Source organism: Xanthomonas sp. JL1 (assembly GCF_038405005.1).
Genome location: NZ_JBBYGR010000035.1, coordinates 47,674 through 66,582, shown reverse-complemented (window position 1 = coordinate 66,582; position 18,909 = coordinate 47,674). Strand labels below are relative to the sequence as shown.

At 64.8% G+C, this 18,909-nt stretch carries 12 protein-coding genes, 1 pseudogene and 1 riboswitch; of the genes and pseudogenes, 7 read left to right on the top strand and 6 right to left on the bottom strand.

Annotated elements, in window-relative coordinates:
- Positions 1-62 precede the first annotated feature (62 nt).
- Positions 63-3,620 (bottom strand): ATP-binding protein, encoded by a 3,558-nt coding sequence (locus WJW29_RS07415; protein WP_041182074.1) that lies wholly within the window; start codon positions 3,618-3,620, stop codon positions 63-65.
- Positions 3,621-3,915: 295 nt separating this feature from the next.
- Positions 3,916-7,491, bottom strand: a complete 3,576-nt coding sequence (locus WJW29_RS07410) for a hybrid sensor histidine kinase/response regulator (protein WP_011408232.1) — start codon at positions 7,489-7,491, stop codon at positions 3,916-3,918.
- 96 nt (positions 7,492-7,587) lie between these two features.
- On the opposite strand from WJW29_RS07410, the gene WJW29_RS07405 reads away from it, so the two are divergent.
- The 4 genes from WJW29_RS07405 (at position 7,588) to WJW29_RS07390 (ending at position 10,103) form a co-directional block, all read left to right on the top strand.
- A complete protein-coding gene (locus WJW29_RS07405) occupies positions 7,588-8,250 on the top strand; it encodes a YceI family protein (protein WP_011258575.1) in 663 nt (220 codons plus the stop codon).
- Entirely contained in the window at positions 8,247-8,810 is a 564-nt protein-coding gene (locus WJW29_RS07400) for a cytochrome b (protein ID WP_011258574.1), read from the top strand. The genes WJW29_RS07405 and WJW29_RS07400 overlap by 4 nt, the downstream gene beginning before the upstream one ends.
- 9 nt (positions 8,811-8,819) lie before the next feature.
- Positions 8,820-9,389 carry a YceI family protein gene (locus tag WJW29_RS07395; protein ID WP_011258573.1) on the top strand — a complete coding sequence of 190 codons (570 nt, stop codon included), beginning with the start codon at positions 8,820-8,822 and terminating at the stop codon, positions 9,387-9,389.
- A gap of 441 nt (positions 9,390-9,830) precedes the next feature.
- On the top strand, positions 9,831-10,103 hold the full coding sequence (locus WJW29_RS07390) for an excalibur calcium-binding domain-containing protein (protein ID WP_228329744.1): 273 nt from the start codon (positions 9,831-9,833) through the stop codon (positions 10,101-10,103).
- Positions 10,104-10,188: 85 nt separating this feature from the next.
- On the opposite strand, the gene WJW29_RS07385 is transcribed toward WJW29_RS07390, so the two are convergent.
- Entirely contained in the window at positions 10,189-10,422 is a 234-nt protein-coding gene (locus tag WJW29_RS07385) for a glutaredoxin family protein (protein ID WP_011408231.1), read from the bottom strand.
- An 87-nt stretch (positions 10,423-10,509) separates the two neighbouring features.
- Here WJW29_RS07385 and WJW29_RS07380 point away from each other — a divergent pair, with 87 nt between their 5' ends.
- Positions 10,510-11,892, top strand: a complete 1,383-nt coding sequence (locus WJW29_RS07380) for an L-serine ammonia-lyase (RefSeq protein ID WP_011258570.1) — start codon at positions 10,510-10,512, stop codon at positions 11,890-11,892.
- 673 nt (positions 11,893-12,565) lie between these two features.
- Here WJW29_RS07380 and WJW29_RS07375 read toward each other — a convergent pair.
- The 3 genes and pseudogenes from WJW29_RS07375 to WJW29_RS07365 form a co-directional block, all read right to left on the bottom strand.
- Positions 12,566-13,661: pseudogene (locus WJW29_RS07375) on the bottom strand (homoserine dehydrogenase).
- Positions 13,658-14,875, bottom strand: a complete 1,218-nt coding sequence (locus tag WJW29_RS07370; protein ID WP_011258568.1) for an O-succinylhomoserine (thiol)-lyase — start codon at positions 14,873-14,875, stop codon at positions 13,658-13,660. The pseudogene WJW29_RS07375 and the gene WJW29_RS07370 overlap by 4 nt, the downstream one beginning before the upstream one ends.
- Entirely contained in the window at positions 14,872-15,903 is a 1,032-nt protein-coding gene (locus WJW29_RS07365) for a homoserine O-succinyltransferase (RefSeq protein WP_027703328.1), read from the bottom strand. The genes WJW29_RS07370 and WJW29_RS07365 overlap by 4 nt, the downstream gene beginning before the upstream one ends.
- A 70-nt stretch (positions 15,904-15,973) precedes the next feature.
- A riboswitch (SAM riboswitch) is annotated at positions 15,974-16,093 on the bottom strand.
- A 128-nt stretch (positions 16,094-16,221) separates the two neighbouring features.
- On the opposite strand from WJW29_RS07365, the gene WJW29_RS07360 reads away from it, so the two are divergent.
- Together WJW29_RS07360 and WJW29_RS07355 are read left to right on the top strand one after the other, a co-directional pair.
- Complete coding sequence (locus WJW29_RS07360) at positions 16,222-17,121, top strand: M23 family metallopeptidase (protein ID WP_049756331.1); 900 nt, start codon at positions 16,222-16,224, stop codon at positions 17,119-17,121.
- 132 nt (positions 17,122-17,253) lie between these two features.
- Positions 17,254-18,858, top strand: a complete 1,605-nt coding sequence (locus tag WJW29_RS07355; RefSeq protein WP_011258565.1) for a peptide chain release factor 3 — start codon at positions 17,254-17,256, stop codon at positions 18,856-18,858.
- The last annotated feature ends 51 nt before the right edge of the window (positions 18,859-18,909 follow it).

Below are 18,909 nucleotides of genomic sequence, written 5' to 3'. Positions count from 1 at the left end.
AATTTCACTGCAGGTCGCCGCATAGTGCAGGCCGCGCCGTGCATGAGCAAGCACGCATCGCCTCACTCACGTACGCCCGATGCAGTGCCATCAGCGACTACCGCTCGTGTATTTGCCGCCTCGCGCGCAGCCGCGATTGCTTCTACCAGCAAATCCGCGGTCACCGGCTTGCGCAGGAATCCGTCGAAGCCTGCTGCCAGCGCCTGGGCTTCGGCGGCGCTGTCGGCGCGTGCCGTGACTGCCAGCAGCGGGAAGCGGTGACCGAGCTGGCGTAGTTGCGATGCCAGGGCGAAGCCGTCCAGACAGGGGAGATCCAGATCCAGTAGCGCGACGTCGAAACCACCGTCCACCGCCTCCGCCAACGCTGCTAGCCCATGCGCGGCATGCACCACACGATGGCCTCGGTTGATCAGCAGGCCGCTGATCACCTCAGCCACGGTCGGGTCATCTTCCACCAGCAAGATGCGCAGCGGCTCGCCTGCAAGCGCCTGCACCTGGCCGGTGGCGATACGTGTGCCGGAGCGATCGATCGGCAAAGGCAAATCGACGGTGAACTGAGTGCCGACACCGAGCCGGCTACGCACGCGGATCCGGCCCTTCATCGCCACGGTAAGCTCCTGACAGATCGCCAATCCCAGTCCGCTGCCGCCGTAACGCGAGCTGGTGCGCGCGCCCTCGCCCTGCTCGAAGCGCTGAAACAAGCGCTTCTGCTGTTCCAATCCGATGCCCGGCCCCGCATCGCGCACCTTGAAGCGCAGCGTTTCGCCGTGCTGGCTCAAGGTTAGCGACACGTCGCCGCGCTCGGCAAACTTGATCGCGTTGCCCAGCAGGTTGATCAGGATCTGACGCACCCGCGTGGCGTCGCCCAGCACGACCAGCTGCGTGGGAAACCGATTGCGATACAGAAAACGCAAGCCGCGCGCATCTGCGATGGGATGCATGAAATCGGCCAGCTCCTGCGCGAGCTGCGCGGGATCGAAGGCCTGTTGCATCAGCTCCAGCTTGCCTGCTTCGATACGCGCCAGATCCAGTGCATCGTTGACCAATCGCAGCAGATGCGTGCCGGCATTGCGGATCGCATCGACATGGCTGCGCTGCTTGGCATTCAAGGGCGTGGCCAGCAGCAGCTCGCTCATGCCCAGCACGCCGGTCATGGGTGTGCGCACTTCGTGACCGAGCGTTGCCAGGAAATGCGATTTGGCAATCGATGCCTGCTCGGCAAGCCGTTGCCGTTGCTGCGCCAGCACCCATTCCTGTCGTCGCCGCACGCGTTTTTTCCTGGCCCAAATGCCCAGGCACAGCAGCAGCATGCATAGCACTGACGCCGCCAGTTGCGCGGCCATGCTCAACCACCAGGGCGGCCGGACTTCCACTTGCAGCGCTGGTGCGGCCACCCAGTCGCCATCGCCGGCACGCGCCTGCACGTCGATGCGGTAATCCCCCGGTGGCAGCCGCGAGATCACGCGCTCGCCGCTGGCGCCCTCCTCCACCCAGCGCTCATCGTAGCCATTTACACGGTAGCGGTAATGCGCAGAGGCGGGATCGACGAACGACAACAGCCGCGCACTGATGCGCAGATCGCGATCGCGCGCTTGCAGGATCACCGGCCCCCTGTGCGCAATCGTCTGCGGACGCTCCGCATCGTTACGCCGCACCTGCACCGACTCGATCACTAGACGCGCCAGCGGCGCCGGTGCAAACGGCCGCGATGGATCGAATAACACGATGCCGCTGGTCGTCAACGCCAGCACCTGGCCATTGGGACCAATGGCCGGCGGACGCATCGAGAACTCACTATCTGGCAAGCCGTCGCGTTGACTGAAGCGATGCACCTGCGGCTGACCGCACTTGTAAGCGAACAGACCACGGGAGGTTATGACCCATACCGTGTCGGTGCCGCCTAATGCCAGGCCACGTATCTCGGTGGATGGCAGACCCTGCTCGTGCCCTATCCGCTCCAGCAGACGCGCCTGCTGCCCGTCCCACCCATAGCGCTCCAACGCACCGGAACGCCCAACCCAGAACTCATGCGGCGAAACGAAGGCCAGCGCATAGACTTCATGACGGGCGTCATCGATCACTGCGCGAAAACGTTTGCCCTGCCAGACCCACAAACCGTCACCGGCTGCGACCCAGACGGTGCCATCTGGCCGCACCGTCAATTGCTGCACCATGCCGCCGACTTCGCTCAGGTCGGTACCGAAGTGGAACGTGGCCAGCAGTCGTCCATCCGCAGCACGGCGCTGTACGCCACCTCCCACGATCGAAATCCAGAACTCGCCATTGATGCCTGGCGTCATCAGCTCCACCCGATGCGTGGCGGAATTACCAATCTGCATCGCAAGCTTGCGTTTGTGCCCAGTCGCTGGGGTATACCGTGTGATGCCATCGCGCAGCGCGATCCACAGACCACCGTCCCCAGCGGGCAGCACCGACTGCACGGTACCGCCCCCCAATATGTCGCTGTGCAGTACCGGCACCAGCTCACCGTCATTGCCCAGCCGGTACACACCTTCGCCGGTCGTTACCAAAAAGCTGTCGCCATCGGCGGCGGTATTGAACAGATACAAGCTCTCCAGCGGCTTGCCTTGGCTTTCAAAAATGGTGGAGAACCGCCGCCAATCCGGCGGGAGATACGCGATGCCTTGCGAAATCAGCCCGAGCCATAGGCCGCCCTGGCGGTCCTGCATCACATCGAGCACACCACTATGGGCGGTGAGAAAGCCGCTGCCACGATCGCCGTCCATCACGCGCAGCGCAGTTTCCCCGGGCGCCACCCGAAAGAACCCGTCGGCGGCACCCATCCAGTAGCCGCCGTGCACATCGTGCACCACGGTCGCGGCGCGTACGGTATCGGCCCCTGTCCAAGGCGCACGCTCCAGCACACCAGCCGGTGTCACCCTATACAAGCCCGTGCTGGTCCCTACCCACAACGTACCGTCGGCATCCTTGCTCAGCTTGAAAACAGTGGTGCCCAATCGGTCTGGCGCGATGCGCACGAAGCGCTCGCCGTCGCGCATCACCAACCCGCTATCGGTGCCGATCCATAGCCGGCCGCGTGCATCTGTCACCATGCTCATGATGGTGTTGCTGGGCAGTCCATCAGCCGCATCGGGGGTAGCACGGAACGTCGTCACCCGGCCATTTTCTTCGCGCCGGCAAAGTCCGCCGCTACTGGTTCCTATCCAGATCGCACCTTGTGCCTGCGCCAGCGCCCAGACCTGCCCATCGCATGCTGCACCGACGTTGGGAAACCTCGTAAATGCCGTGCGCGTCGCATCCAGCATGCTCGGTGGCGAGCCATTGACGCCAACCCACACCCGGTCGCGATCATCGACGAACAGCGTTTCCACTTCGTTGCCCGGGATCGAACTGGCGACATGCGGGTCGTGCTGCCATACCTGCAGCCCGATGCCGTCGTAGCGTGCCAGGCCATCGCCGGTCGCCGCCCAGATAAAGCCCTGCCGGTCCTGCGCCAATGCCAGCACCATGCGTGAGGGCAGGCCTTCGGGCGCACCGAACCGGCGCATGCGCGGGGTCTCGATCTGATTCACTGCCGCCGCATCCAGGCCGATCGATAGCAGTAGCACCGCCAGCACCGACAACAGCACGTTCTTCATCGTCATCCTTGTCCACATCGCCGCGTGTGCACGCGCGCGCCTGTCGGGACTGCACTGTACCCGGTAAATAGCACGCATTGGTTGCAGACAGTGGCCGGCAGCGTGTTGGTGCGCCTGGTGTTGGCCGCAGCCGATCCGGTGTTCGGCCACCCTCTTGACCGAACTATGCCGCAACTGCATGCGCGCGTGCCACAGGTTGCGTTGGCGGCCCCGCTTCTTTTCCTGTCTTCCCTACCGGGCAGAAAGTACCAGCGCATGGCGCCTGGTGCGCAGTTGCATCGTCTTTCATGTCGGCCTACGCGCCGCTGGCCTTACCGTCGTTCTCTCCATCATCGACGTCGGTAAGCACCCGCGCCAAGGCCTGCGCCAGCAAATCGCCAGTGACCGGCTTGCGCAGAAAACCGTTGCAACCCGCAGCCATCGCCTGTGGTTCGGCATCGGCATCGGCACGCGCAGTCACCGCCACGATCGGGAAGCGCACACCGCGCGCGCGTAGCTGCGCCACCAGTGCTACGCCGTCGAGACCGGGCAGATCCAGGTCGCACAAACCTGCATCGAAACGGCGCGTACTGACTTCGGCCAGCGCCGCAAGACCGTGCACTACATGGGTGACGTGATGCCCCCGCGTTTGCAGCAGGCCAACGATCACCTGTGCCACGGTCGCATCGTCTTCCACCAGCAACAATCGCAACGGCGCCTGCTCGTGCAGCGGGCGCGCGCGCACTGCAGATGGCGTGACAGCGGGGAACGTGGACACCCAGCGCAGCGGCAGCTCGACCACGAAACACGCGCCCTGCCCCAACTCACTGCTAACCGTCACCGAGCCGCCCATCGCCGCCGCAAGTTCGCGGCAGATGGCCAGCCCAAGGCCACTGCCGCCGTGTCGCGCAAGCGTAAGCGCGCCTTCGGCCTGCTCGAAACGCTGGAACAGCCGCCCGCGCTGCTCGGCGCTCATGCCCGGCCCGGTGTCGCGCACTTCCACACGAATGCCCTGCTGGGTGTGCTGCGGCAGTGCCGCAATGCGTAGGTGCACGCTCCCGCGCTCGGTGAACTTGACCGCGTTGAACAGCAGATTCAGCAGGATCTGCTGTACGCGGCTGGCATCGCCACGCAAGGCCGGCGGCAATGCATCGTCGAGCGCGCAGTGGAAGGCCAGCTGCTTCTGCTCGGCACTCGGGCGCACCAGTTCCGCCACTTGCCCGACTAACTGACGCAGGTCGAAATCGCGGTAATCCAGTGGCAGTTTGCCGGCTTCGATCCGGGCCAAATCCAGCGCATCGTTGACCAGACGCAGCAGATGCTTACCGGCCAGCTGGATCGCGCTCGCATAGCCTTGCTGACGCCCGTCCAACGGTGTCTGCAGCAGCAACTCGCTCATGCCCAATACACCGGTCATGGGCGTGCGTACCTCGTGGCCCAACGTTGCCAAAAAGCGCGTCTTGGCCAGCGACGCCTGCTCGGCCAACTCGCGTTTGTGTTGCGCCAGCTGCCATTGCGCGCGCATGCGAATACGCCGGCGATAAGCCGCAGCCAGTAAGGCGCTCAACAGCAATCCCGAAAAGCAGATCAGCGCAATACCGATATCGCTACGCCACCAAGGCGGCCTGACTGAAAACTGCAGCGAACGTACCTGCGAGCGATTTCCCAGCGGATCGATGCCCTGCAGCGCGAGCTCATAGTTGCCAGAAGGCAGGCTGGCGAATTCGCGGATGCCCGAGTTGCCTGTGGTTTGCCAGTCCGTGTCGAAGCCTTTCAGGAAGCTGCGATACCGATTGGAGAGCGGGTCGCTGTACGACAACAAGCGGCTGACGACCTGCAACTGACGATCCTCCGGGCCCAGCTGGAACGGGCGATCCATCGGCAGGGCGATACGTGCGCCATTGCGCAGCACGCTGACATGTTCCAGCTGCAATGCCGGGACGAACGCTGCAACATCCGGCATTGCGGTATCCAGCAGCACGGTAGAGCCATCGCTGGTTGCGCCGATCAAGGTATCGCCGGACATCAACAGGCAATGCTGGATGAACTCCTGACTGGTCAAGCCGTCGCGCGTGCCGATATTGCGGACCCGCGCCGGATGCGCCGAGGGGTCAATCCGCCACAGCCCGCGCAAACTGGAAATCCAGACACGGCCATGGGGGTCGATCTGCATGGCAGAGGCATCGAAGCCGCTCAGCCCATCCGCCTCGCCGACCTGGCGCACCCGCTTCCAGCGGTCTGCAACCTTTTGCCATTGCTCTGCACCGGAGGCCCGATACACCCAGACTGTCTCCGCAGACGGGCTGGCAAATGCCTGGATTTGCGCTCCTGCCATACCTGGCACCGGCACGAAGCGGCCTGACGCATCGTCCCACGCGAACATGCCGCCCTCGCCGGCCACCCATACGCGTCCGTCGGGGCCTTGCTCCAGCTGTTGAATATCGATCGCGCGCAGGCCATGCAGGTCTTGCTGGGTAATGCGCTGCAAGACCTTGCCAGTGCGCAGATCGCGCTGCTGCACCATGTCGATGAAGGCCATCCACACGGTGTCGCCATGCTCGGTGATCCATTCCGGCGCCGACAAGGCCGAGGCCGGCTCGGGCCCATCGGATGGCCAATGAATGAACTCACCGGTGCGCAGATCCATCCGCGACAGGCCAAAACTCAAATTTCCCAGCCACACGCGTTGCAGGCCATCTTCCAGCGCAGAGACCAACTCCATTCCTTTGAGCTGCGGCGATTGCAGGCCTGTCTGAAACGCTTCGCCGGTGCTCGGATCCACGCGTAACAGACGCCCCTGCGCATCGACCTGCCATAAGCCCCCTGAGCGCTTGGCAGGCGCCAGGTTGCAATAAATCGCATCGCCCATCGGCGCCGCGGGCTTGAGCACGGCGGTGCGTTTCCAGTCTGCCGGCAGATATCCCAGCCCGGTGCCATGCATGGGCACCCACAGCCCGCCATCAGCCGCGGCCATCAAACCGATGACGTTGCGGCGCGATAAGGGCCCCTCGCCGCTCAAAGCGGGCACCGGTGGACGTTCACCGCGCGTACGCCACAGACCACGTCCGCTGCCCAGCCAGAATTCGCCATCCGGCGCAGCCACCGCCCCCCAAAATTCATTCCCGTTGCCGAACATCGTCGCCCAGGCAAACGGCTGCCAGCGACCGTCTGCCCGCAGCACGTGCAATCCCGATTCGCTTCCCAGCCATAAACGGTCGCCGGTCCACTGCAAACCGAAGATGGCCGACTGCCGGTTTGGTTCGTCCGGTATGTATTCGCGGTGCAGTCGCTTGCCGTCGTAATAGGCCAGGCCATTGCTGGTACCGATCCACAGGCGGTGCCGATCATCCACCGCCAGGTTCATGACCATGGCCTGATCCAGCGCGCCTTCGAGCTCGCCCAGATCCACCGACGACATCCGTCCGCTGGCATCGATGCGCACAAGCGCACCGGTGGTGGTGCCGGCCCAGATGGCGCCATCGAACGTGGCGATGCTGAAGATCTCGCCGTTCTTCAGCAATGGGTAGTCGATAGCGCGATAGTGACGAAAGCGACTGCGGCCGGCATCCAAGACACTCAACGTCCTGCCGCACCCCACCCAGACCCGGTCCTGCGCATCGACATGCAATGCCTGCACCCCGTTGCAGGGCAACGATGCAGGGTCGGCCGGATCGTGACGCCAGGTCCTGAATCCTGCGCCGTCGTACCGCACCAGACCGTCCAGCGTTCCAAGCCATAGATAGCCGGCGCGGTCCTGGCCGATGGCAACCACCATCGTCGAAGGCAATCCCTCGCTGGGTCCGACGATCCGAAAGCGCGGCACTTCCGGAATCTTTGCCACGCACGGCGATATGGCCAACAGCACAGCCAACACCACGATCAGTAAGCGCATGTGGGAATCCGTTCCACGTCCAGCCAGCATGCTCGCAACGGAACGTTGCGAGCGCAAGCCGAACGCGCGTTGCCGGGATGTGTCTAGAATCCGCCTATGACGCCCCTCGCCCGCCTGTTGCTCCTTCCCGCTCTGGCCTTGACCAGCCTGGTCGCTACCGCCGCACCGGAACGCTACGCGCTAGATCCGGTCCACACACGGGTGCTGTTCGCGGTGGAACATGCCGGCTTTTCCAAGGCATTGGGCACTGTTTCCGGAACGAGCGGCACGCTGATCTTCGACCCGGACGACTGGGCCGCCGCCCGGCTGGACGTCACCGTGCCGCTGCACCGCGCCGACCTGGGCGATGCCAAGTGGAACGAGGCCACCCTGGCACGCAACCTACTCGACGCCGAGCGCTTTCCCGACGCACATTTCGTCTCCACGCGCGTGGAGGCCAGCGGCGAAAACCACGCCAAGGTCACCGGCAATCTGACCCTGCACGGGGTCACCCGCCCGGTCACCCTGGACGTCACCCTCAACGCGCTTAAACGCCATCCGCTCCCGCCGTTCCGCCGCACCGCCGGCTTCTCGGCCACCGCCACGCTGCGCCGTTCGGAGTTCGGGATCGATGCGTGGAAATCGGTGATCGGCGACAGCGTGGAGTTGCGCATCGAGGCCGAAGCCGTGCGCCAAGGCCGCGCAGACGACGAAACACCCGAGCCGCAAGCCGCGCCCACGACGCCGGACACAGCCGCCAGCAAGGAGTCGGGAACATGAGCCTGAAAAACCTCGAACGCTGGGGCAGCGTGAGCCAGATCCTGCACTGGTTGATCGCACTGCTGATCCTGGTCCTGGGCATCGTCGGCCTGACCATGGGCGAGCTGCCCAAGACGCCGAAATATTTCTGGGTCTACACCGCGCACAAGTCAGTGGGGCTGACCGTCCTGGCATTGGTGATCATGCGGCTGGGTTGGCGCATTTACGCGGGCACACCGCCGCCGGTCGCCGGCACGCCGCGCTGGCAAGAACGTATCGCCGGGCTCACCCACTGGCTGCTATACGGCATGATTTTCGCCATGCCGCTGTCGGGCTGGTTATACGACTCCACCAGCGGCCTGCGGCCGTTCCGTTGGTTCGGCCTGTTCAATGTGCCCAAGCTCAGCCCGTCGGACGAACACCTGCGCGCCACCGCGCACACCATCCACGAGTGGGGCTTCTGGCTGCTGATTGCCGTGGTGCTGGCACATGCCGGCGCCGCGTTCTACCACCACCTGTTCCAGCGTGATGCCACCCTGGCGCGGATGTTGCCGCGCGGCTGGCTCTCTCCCAAACCATAAGGATTTCCCATGTCGTCCAAATTGTTTGTTTCTCCGATGCTGGTCGCGGCCTCGCTGGTTGCCACGTTCGCCGCCGCGCCGGTAATCGCCGCCGATTACGTGCAGGCGCCGGGATCGAGCCTGGTGTTCGCCAGCAAGTACGACGGCGAAGTGTTCACCGGCAAGTTCCCCGGCTTCGACACCACGCTGAGTTTCGATCCGGCCAACCTGGCCGGCGCCAAGCTCGACGTGCGCATTCCGCTAGCCAGCGCGGTCAGTGGCAACAACGATCGCGATTCCACCTTGCAGGGCCCGGATTTCTTGAACGTCGCCAAGTTCGCCACTGCGCGCTACCGCGCCGCCCAGTTCCGTGCCCTGGGCGGTCACCAATACGCCGCCGATGGCATCCTGGAACTGCGCGGTGTCAGCAAGCCGGTCACGCTGACCTTCACCTGGACACCTGGCGCGCAGCCGGTGCTGGCGGGCAAGGCCGTGGTCAAACGACTGGACTTCGGCGTGGGCGGCGGCGACTGGGCAGACACCAAGACCATTCCCAACGAAACCGCGATCAGCACCAAGGTCGTGTTGAAGGCGAAGTAACGCCATAGGCCGCAACCGGACGCAGCCACTGAGCGGCGGACTACCTCGTCGGGTCCGCCGCTTTTTTGTGCCCGCATGCCGAATGACACCCCGCGACAGCTGGACTCTCGGCTCATTTCAGGGACGCTGCCGATGCGCGCACACGGAACCTTGACCCGCTGGAATACCGATCGCGGGTTCGGCTTCAATTACCCCCGCGCAGCCCGGGGATGATCTGTTCGTGCATCTCTCCGCATTCCCGCGCGGCTTCGAAGCCCCGCGCATCGGCAGGGTGCTCTCTTTTGAGAGCGAGCCCGACACAGACGATACGGCCGCACCTGTGCGGTGCGCATCGTGCGCGCGGGAACACCTGCATCCAGGCATACCAACGCGACGCGAAGCAGTACCGCGCGCGAAGAAGTAGGCAGGGGGCGGATCGGGCTGACCAAGGTCGTGCTCGTGATGGCCGTACTCGGTGCAGGCGCCTTTGCATTTCAACAGCGCGCCACACTGAGCGCAGTACGCAAGCCTGCACCTGCAGCGGAGCCGGTCGTCTCGCCCGCCCGTTCAGCAGCTGCACCTGCCGCCGCCAGCCAGTTCAGTTGTGGTGGGCGCACACGCTGTCCACAACTGAGCTCCTGCGCCAACGCCCAGTACGTGCTGCAGCATCGTCCAGGCACGCAGATGGATGGCGACCACGACGGCGTGCCTTGCAAGGATCAGTGGTGCCGATGAGGTCACCATCCCAGAGTGGCTCGCGGGCATTGCGTGTGTTTCGTTTGCACTGATGCCTGCAGCGCGGATGCAATGAAGCAGGGCTTCAGCTGCCAATGTCATCCAGCCACGCACGCAGGCCGACGCGATCGAACGGCCACTCCAGCTCGCGCCCGCCGGCATCACGCAGCACCGGCACGCGCGCACCGTAAGCGGACTCCAGCGCCGCATCGTCGTCGATAAACACGCTGTCGAAATCGCCCGCGCGCGCCTGCGCCAGCACCTCCATGGCCTGGTCGCACAGATGGCAATCGTCGCGCTGGAACAGGGTCAGGGGCATCCGCTGAGCTCTCATGCTGCGCTGCAGCCGTGCCGCAGTCGCCGTACGACTAGAATAGCCGCCTTGACGCTCACCTCTCCGGCACGCATGGCTGTCAGCACGTTCGACCTGTTCAAGATCGGTATCGGTCCGAGTTCCTCACACACCGTGGGGCCGATGCGCGCCGCCGAGCGCTTCGTGCATCGCTGGCTGCTCGATGCCGGGCGCCTGCAGGACGTGATGCGCCTGCGCGCCGAAGTGTTCGGCTCGCTGGCCCTGACCGGCCGCGGCCATGGCACCGACAAGGCGGTGCTGCTGGGGCTGGAAGGCCACCGCCCGAACCTGATCGACCCGGACATCATCCCGGCCGTGCTGGAGCGCATCCGCACCAGCAAGCGCATCAGCTTGATGGGCCAGCACGAGATCAGCTTCGAGGAAAAGCGCGACTTGCCGATGAACAAGCGGCAGAAGCTGCCTTACCACACCAACGGCATGCGCTTCACCGCTTACGACGCCGATGAAGGCGTGATCGCCACACGCGATTACTACTCGGTGGGCGGCGGTTTCGTGGTCAACCAGGACGATGCTGCCGACGATCGCATCGTGGCCGACGAAACGCCGCTGCCCTACCCGTTCCTCAGCGGCGACGAACTGCTGGCGCAATGCGCGCGCAGCGGATTGAGCATTGCCGTACTGATGTTCGAAAACGAAAAAAGTTGGCGCAGCGAAGACGAGATCCGTGCGGGCCTGCGCGAGGTATGGAAGGCAATGCAGTCCTGCGTGGAGCGCGGCATCCGCCAAGAAGGCACCCTGCCTGGCGGCCTGAATGTCTCGCGGCGCGCACCGGCGCTGTACCGCGAGCTGTCCTCCAAGCCGGAAGCGGCCATGCGCGACCCGTTGACGACGCTGGACTGGGTCAACCTGTACGCACTCGCAGTCAATGAAGAAAACGCCGCCGGCGGCCGTGTCGTCACCGCCCCGACCAATGGTGCGGCCGGCATCATCCCGGCGGTGCTGCATTATTTCGATCGATTCTGTGCGGGCGCCTCCGAGCAACGCATCTTCGACTTCCTGCTGACTGCTGCTGCGATCGGCATCCTGTACAAGGAAAACGCCTCGATTTCCGGCGCCGAGGTCGGCTGCCAGGGTGAGGTGGGCGTGGCCTGTTCGATGGCAGCTGGCGGCCTGGTTGCTGCGCTTGGCGGCAACCCGGGGCAGATCGAAAACGCGGCGGAAATCGGCATGGAACATAATCTGGGTCTGACCTGCGACCCGATTGGCGGCCTGGTGCAAATCCCATGCATCGAACGCAACGCGATGGGCGCAGTGAAAGCCATCAACGCCAGCCGCATGGCCATGCGTGGCGACGGCAAGCACAAGGTCTCGCTGGACAAGGTCATCAAGACCATGCGCGATACCGGCCGCGACATGCAGGACAAGTACAAGGAAACCAGCCGCGGCGGCCTGGCGGTGAATGTCATCGAATGCTGAGCAGCAGCGCCGCGATCTGGTGAGTGCATAGCGCCCCCCCATGCAGCGCACATCCGGTTCCGGCATGCGCGCGACTGGCGACTTCATGAAAGAACGGAGCCGGCAAGGCAGCCTTAGGCAAACGGCGGTCGATCATGGCTTCCAACACCGGCAGTGGTTGATGCAAGCCATCGGTTCCGGAGAGGCCTCAGCATTGCCACGGGTTCATACGCCGCTTGCGTTAAACATGGGCTAAAAAGGCGGCAGCCTGCCTGCAGGCCCTGGAGCGTTAGGCGCGAGTGCGCGCACACAGGTGCATGAGGCCCGCTTGCCGCATGCGCAGGTGTCCAAAGCCCCGCCGGGCCAATCCAGGCAACCGATTGCATAATGCATGGGCCGCAACCTCAAGACAGCAGGGTTGCGGTTCCACGCTGATGTACTCGGCCGCAGTCACGTCAGGCGCCAAGCAACAGCGCACAGATCGAACGAGCATGTCTTCTGCCGCTATCAAACCAGCAGCACGACATCCAGACTGCCGAGCCCAGGGCTTCCAGGACCACCCACTGGCCGTCAGCGTCAGTGGCAATGCGCATTCATCCAGTACCATCGCGCAGCAATACGAGCGTCCATAAGTCGCCTGCCCAAGCGACGAGCGCGGCTGTCTGAAACGCTCAAGCGCTCATCGTTCAGCGCATCACCCGGCCACGATCCGCAACACATCGTCCAGCAGCGCCGCTGCAGTCACTTCGGCACCGGCGCCCGGCCCCTGGATCAATAACGGCTGCGCACGATAGCGGTCGCTGCTGATCGCAACCCGATTGTCGGTACCAGCACCGCCGGCCAAGGGATGATCCGGCGCCAACTCGCGCAAGCCGACGCTCGCCCCATGTGCGTCCACACGTCCAACGAACCGCAGGCAACGCCCTGCCGCGCGCGCCTGTTGCCAACGCGCACCCACCACTGCATCCAGCGCGCGCAAATGCGCATCCAACTCGGCAAGCGGCAGCTTGGCGACAACGGCCGGCACGAGCGATTCCACATGCACCTGCGCAGCTTCCAGCTGCCAACCTGCGGCACGCGCCAGGATCAGCAGCTTGCGCCGTACATCTTCGCCCGACAAATCGATGCGCGGATCCGGCTCGGTATAACCAGCCGCTATTGCTTCGCGCACGCAATCGGAAAACGCACCACTGCCGTCGTAGCGATGAAACAGCCACGCCAACGATCCGGACAACACGCCTTTGATCGAATGAATGTGATCGCCGCCGGCGACCAACGCACGCACGCTGCTCAACACCGGCAACCCAGCGCCCACGGTGGCGCTGTCGCCGTAATGCGCGCCGCTGGCATGACACGCAGCACGCAGCATGCAGCGCCTGCGCACGCGACAACGCGGTGCCCTGGCCCAGTTTGTTGGCGGTGACCACATGCACACCGCGCAGCAACCATTGGACATGCCAATCGGCGACAACATCGCTGGCGGTGGCGTCTACCAACACATCGCCGGCACGTAGCGCAGTGGTTTCAGCCCACGGCTGCAAGACCGTCTGCCCACGCGGCGCGGCATTGGCCTGTTGCAGCGCCTGCTCGGCACTCACGCCGCAATCGTGCGCAATGCGCGAATTGGCCAGCCAATCGAAGCGGGGCAAGCGCAACTGACGCTCCTGCAACGCGGTGTAGCGCGTGACAAAAGCACGGCCCACGGTGCCGGTGCCCAGCAAGGCCAGCCGCGGCGTCGGCGTCACCGCAGCGACTGGCGCGCGGCGCGAAGCAGGCAGCACCGTGCTCACGCGTCGACTTTTTTACGGTTGGTGGTGGTCAAGGTGGCTTCTGCGCGGGACAGGCCGGCACGCAGATCGATCAGCAGATCTTCGGCCGACTCGATCCCGATCGACAGCCGCAGCAGACCATCGGAAATGCCGGCTGCCGCACGCGCTTCGGCAGTCATCGCCGCATGCGTCATCGAAGCCGGATGGGCAATCAGGCTTTCCACCCCGCCCAGCGATTCGGCCAGGGTGAAGTAGCGCAGGCCATCGACGAACGCGCGCACTGCCGCTTCGCCGCCTTCCAGCTCGAAGCTCATCATCGCGCCGAAGCCCTTCTGCTGGCGCGCAGCCAGCGCATGACCCGGGTGCGTCGCCAGACCGGGGAAATACACCTGATTCACCATCGCATGCCCATCCAGCAACTCGGCGATCGCATCGGCATTTTCCTGATGCACGCGCAGGCGTGCGTCCAGCGTGCGCAGCCCACGCAAGGTGAGGAAGGCATCGAACGGCGAGCCGGTCAGGCCCAGCGCATTGGCCCACCACACCAGTTGCTGATGCAGCTCCGCATCGCGCGCTACCACCGCACCGCCCACCACATCGCTATGGCCATTGATGTACTTGGTGGTGGAATGCAGCACCAGATCGGCGCCGAAATCCAACGGCTTCTGCAGCGCGGGCGACAGGAAGGTGTTGTCCACCACCGTCAATGCACCGACCTTCTTCGCAGCTTCGATGACGAAGCGCAGATCGGTGATGCGCAGCAGCGGGTTGGACGGGGTTTCGATCAGCACCAGCTTGGGCGACTGCGCCAAGGCATCGGCCAGCGAACGCGGGTCGGTGAGATCGGCGGTGATCAGCGCAAAGTGGCCTTTCTTGGCCAGCGCATTGAACAGACGCCAGCTGCCGCCGTACGCATCGTGCGGCACCACCAGCGTATCGCCCGGCTGCAGCACCGCGTTGAGCACCAGATTGATCGCGCCCATGCCGGTGGAGGTAATCACACCACCTGCGCCGCCTTCCAGTTCGGCCAGCGCTTCGCCAAGCAGGTCGCGGGTGGGGTTGCCGCTGCGGGTGTAGTCGTACTGGCGCTTGTTGCCGAAACCATCGAACGAAAAATTCGATGACAGCACGATGGGCGGGGTCACCGCGCCGTAGGCGGTATCGCGGTCGATACCGGCACGCACGGCGGCAGTGGCAGCAGTACAGGGGGTGTGGGTGGGGTCACGAAAGCTCATGCGGTTTCTCCGGTGCTGCGAAGGGCGGTAGTGATGATTGCGTCGATACGATCGATTTCTTTGAGGAAGGCGTCGTGGCCATAAGGCGAGCGCAACACGCGCAGGCTGCCGCGCAGGCCCAGGCCTTCGACCAGGCTGACCATGTCGGCCAGCGGCACCAGGCGGTCGCCCTCCACCGCCACCACGACGGTGGGCACGCGCACGCGCGCGGGGTCGATACGGTGCAGGTCGATGGATTCGGACAGACGCAAATAGGCATTCACCGGCGTGCGTGCCACGTACTGCGCGCCGGCGGCGTCCAGATAGTCTTCGGCGGCCACACGCACGCGGCCATTGATCACTTCCGGCGGCGCATCGAAGCGCTCGCTGAATTCTTCCGGCGTGCGGTAGCTGAGCATGGCGAACTGACGGGCCAGCGCCAGACCGTGCTGTTCTGCGCACTGCAGCTGGCCCAGCGCCACCGCGCGGCGCTGCAATGCACGCCAGGCCGCGGCATATGGGTGCGCACGATGCGCACCACTTACCGCAACCAAGGTCCCGACGCGGGCCGCATGACGAATGGCGAACTGCAGGCCAACCAGCGCACCGTAGGAATAGCCGACAAAACCGTGCAAACGTCCGATGCCCAACGCGTCCAGCAACGCAGCGATCGCATCGGCCTGATCGGCGGTATCGATCGGCGCATCCAGGCTGCCATCGGCGCCGAGAAAGTCGAACGCAAGCAGACGCCGCGATGCCGGATCCAGCGCGCGGCCACTGCCCACCAGCCCATCCACCCAGCCCTTCTCAGGGAACAGGTTGCTGGCGGCCAAATGGCGGTGCGCAGAGATGCCGCCGGCCACGAACACCACCGGCGCATTGGCCGCGCCGATCAGTTCATAGCGCAGCCGCAGCTCGCGCATGCCGGCATGGCGCATCGGCAGAGCAATGACGCGTTCGCCGCGCACGGCAGTGATGTCGTCATCGATGACGGTGGGGGTGTCAATGGGATCGTTGATAGACGGCGATGCTGTATTCACGAGGCTCATGGCGGTATCCAGGGTGGATCGGCCATCGAGCTTCGCGGAGCTCGCGTTCGACGCGCACAAGGCACGAGTCGAACCATCTTTCGGCGGACGCGGGGTCCCCGCAGGATTTGGCACCAAACGCGGACGCTTGCGCGCTCCGCTGGCTGCCCCGGCATCAAAGGGCCTGTCCCTCCGCCGGTCTCGATGGTGAGGCTAAGATGCCAGCGGATTTTCGCGATGTCAATCTTTTCATGCGGATGGAAAGATATATTTTCATCCGATACCACTCCCGCCCGTGATGGGCCGCATACTTGCGCCCCTTTTGCTCGAATCGATGGCGTGCCTCACTTCGTGCTCCGCACTCCCCTGTCGGCCTTGATCGTGGCGCTCGTTTTGCTACTAGGCTGCGCACGCCCGGTAGACGCACAGCAGCTTTGGCATTGGCCCGGCGTTGCCGCAACCCAGTCACCTGCCTCGCAATCCGCGCCGACCGCCATCGGCACCGGCGCTGCACTGCAACTGGAATGGCAGGCCCCGGTCTACCTGGCCTGGGTCACCAATCCATTGGCCGGGCCCGCGCAACTGCGCCTGAGCGCACCACCCAGCGAGGATTACCGCGCCGTGCCGCAATTGCCGCTGACGCTTGCGATGGCCCCAAACGAGCGCCGCCTGGTAACCCGGCTGTATCTAGCCAGCAGCCTGCGCCCCCTGGGCGGGCTCGGGCTCACGCTCGACGTGGTGCCGGGCGACCCGCGGGCTACTCCGCAGCCCGTGCCCTATCAGCTGCCGTTCCGCGGCGTACCGGTGCAGGTCGCGCAGGGCTTTGGCGGACACTTCAGCCATGCCGATGCGCCCAACTGGTACGCGGTGGACTTCGCCATGCCGCAGGGCACGCCGGTCCTGGCAGCGCGCGACGGTGTGGTCATGCAGGTACAGCGCGATGTCGTCGACAACAGCCCGAACGACCCCGCAGCCGGCGGCGGCAACCTGGTGCGCGTGCTGCACGCCGACGGCAGCATGGCCCTTTACGCCCACCTGGCGCCCGACGGCGTAGCCGTGCGCCTGGGCCAGGCCGTGCGCACCGGCGAGCGGCTGGGCAGTTCCGGCAATACCGGCTTCAGCCGTGCGCCGCATCTGCATTTCGCGATCCAGCGCAATGCCGACATGCAACTGGTCTCGCTGCCGTTCCGCATGCTCGGCCCACAGGGCGAGCTGCAGTTTCCCTCGCCAGCCCCCTGAGGCAGGCCCAGGCCACGGCCCACCGCCGGAATCGCGGATGCCAGCACTGCCGCAAAGGCGTGCCGCAGCCAAGCGGCTATAATCATCGGCTTCCTTAGTTTCCGCAGGCGTCCGACCGGGCGCGCCCCGCCCATGTCCGATGTCTCCAACGAAGCCGCGCGCCGCCGCACCTTCGCCATCATTTCCCACCCCGACGCCGGCAAGACCACGCTGACCGAAAAGCTGTTGCTGTTCGGCGGCGCGATCCAGATGGCCGGCTCGGTGAAGGGCCGCAAGGCCGCCCGCCATGCCACCTCGGACTGGATGGCGCTGGAAAAGGAGCGCGGCATCTCGGTGACCTCCTCGGTGATGCAGTTCCCGTACGAGGGCAAGATCGTCAACCTGCTCGACACCCCCGGCCACGCCGACTTCGGCGAGGACACCTACCGCGTGCTCACCGCGGTGGACTCGGCGCTGATGGTGATCGACGTGGCCAAGGGCGTGGAAGAACGCACCATCAAGCTGATGGAAGTCTGCCGGCTGCGCGACACCCCCATCATGACCTTCATCAACAAGCTCGATCGCGAGGGCAAGAACCCGATCGATCTGCTGGATGAAGTGGAAACCGTGCTCGGCATCCAATGCGCGCCGGTCACCTGGCCGATCGGCATGGGCCAGCGCCTCAAGGGCGTGGTGCACCTGATTTCCGGCGAAGTGCATCTGTACGAACAGGGGCGCAATTTCACCCGTCAGGATTCCACCATCTTCCCGTCGCTGGATGCGCCCGGCCTGGCCGAAAAGATCGGCGAGCAGATGCTGACCGAGCTGCGCGACGAGCTGGAACTGGTGCAAGGCGCGAGCAACCCGTTCGATCTGGATGCGTATCGCGCCGGTCAACAGACCCCGGTGTTCTTCGGTTCGGGCGTCAACAATTTCGGCGTGCAACCACTGCTGGATTTCTTCATCGAACACGCACCGCCGCCGCAAACGCGCGAGACCACTGGCCGTCGCGTGGCGCCGAGCGAAACCAAACTGAGCGGCTTCGTGTTCAAGATCCAGGCCAACATGGACCCGCAGCATCGCGACCGCGTGGCGTTCATGCGCGTGTGCTCCGGCAAGTTCACAGCCGGCATGAAGACGCTGCATGTGCGCAGCGGCAAGGACGTCAAGCTGGCCAATGCGTTGACCTTCATGGCCTCCGATCGCGAGATCGCCGCCGAAGCCTGGCCGGGCGATGTCATCGGCATCCACAACCATGGCACCATCTCCATCGGCGACACGTTCACCGAAGGCGAATCGCTGTCGTTCACCGGCATTCCCAACTTCGCGCCGGAGCTGTTCCGCCGCGCGCGCCTGCGCGACCCGCTCAAGCTCAAGCAATTGCAGAAGGGCCTGGCGCAGCTGTCCGAAGAAGGTGCCACGCAGTTCTTCCGCCCGTTGATGAGCAACGATCTGATCCTGGGCGCGGTCGGCGTGCTGCAGTTCGACGTCGTCGCGTATCGGCTCAAGGACGAATACGGCGTGGACGCGATCTTCGAGCCGGTGAGCGTCACCACGGCGCGCTGGGTGCACTGCGACAACGTCAAGAAGCTGGACGAATTCCGCGAGAAAAATGCCGGCAATCTGGGCATCGACGCCGCCGGCCAGCTGGTCTACCTGGCACCGACCCGGGTCAACCTGCAGCTGGCCCAGGAACGCGCGCCGGATGTGCGTTTCTCGGCCACCCGCGAACACGTCCATGCCAAGGCGATCGATTGACCTGCGCGTGACCTGCAGCAAGCGTGCGCCACAGCCGGCGATGCGAATTGC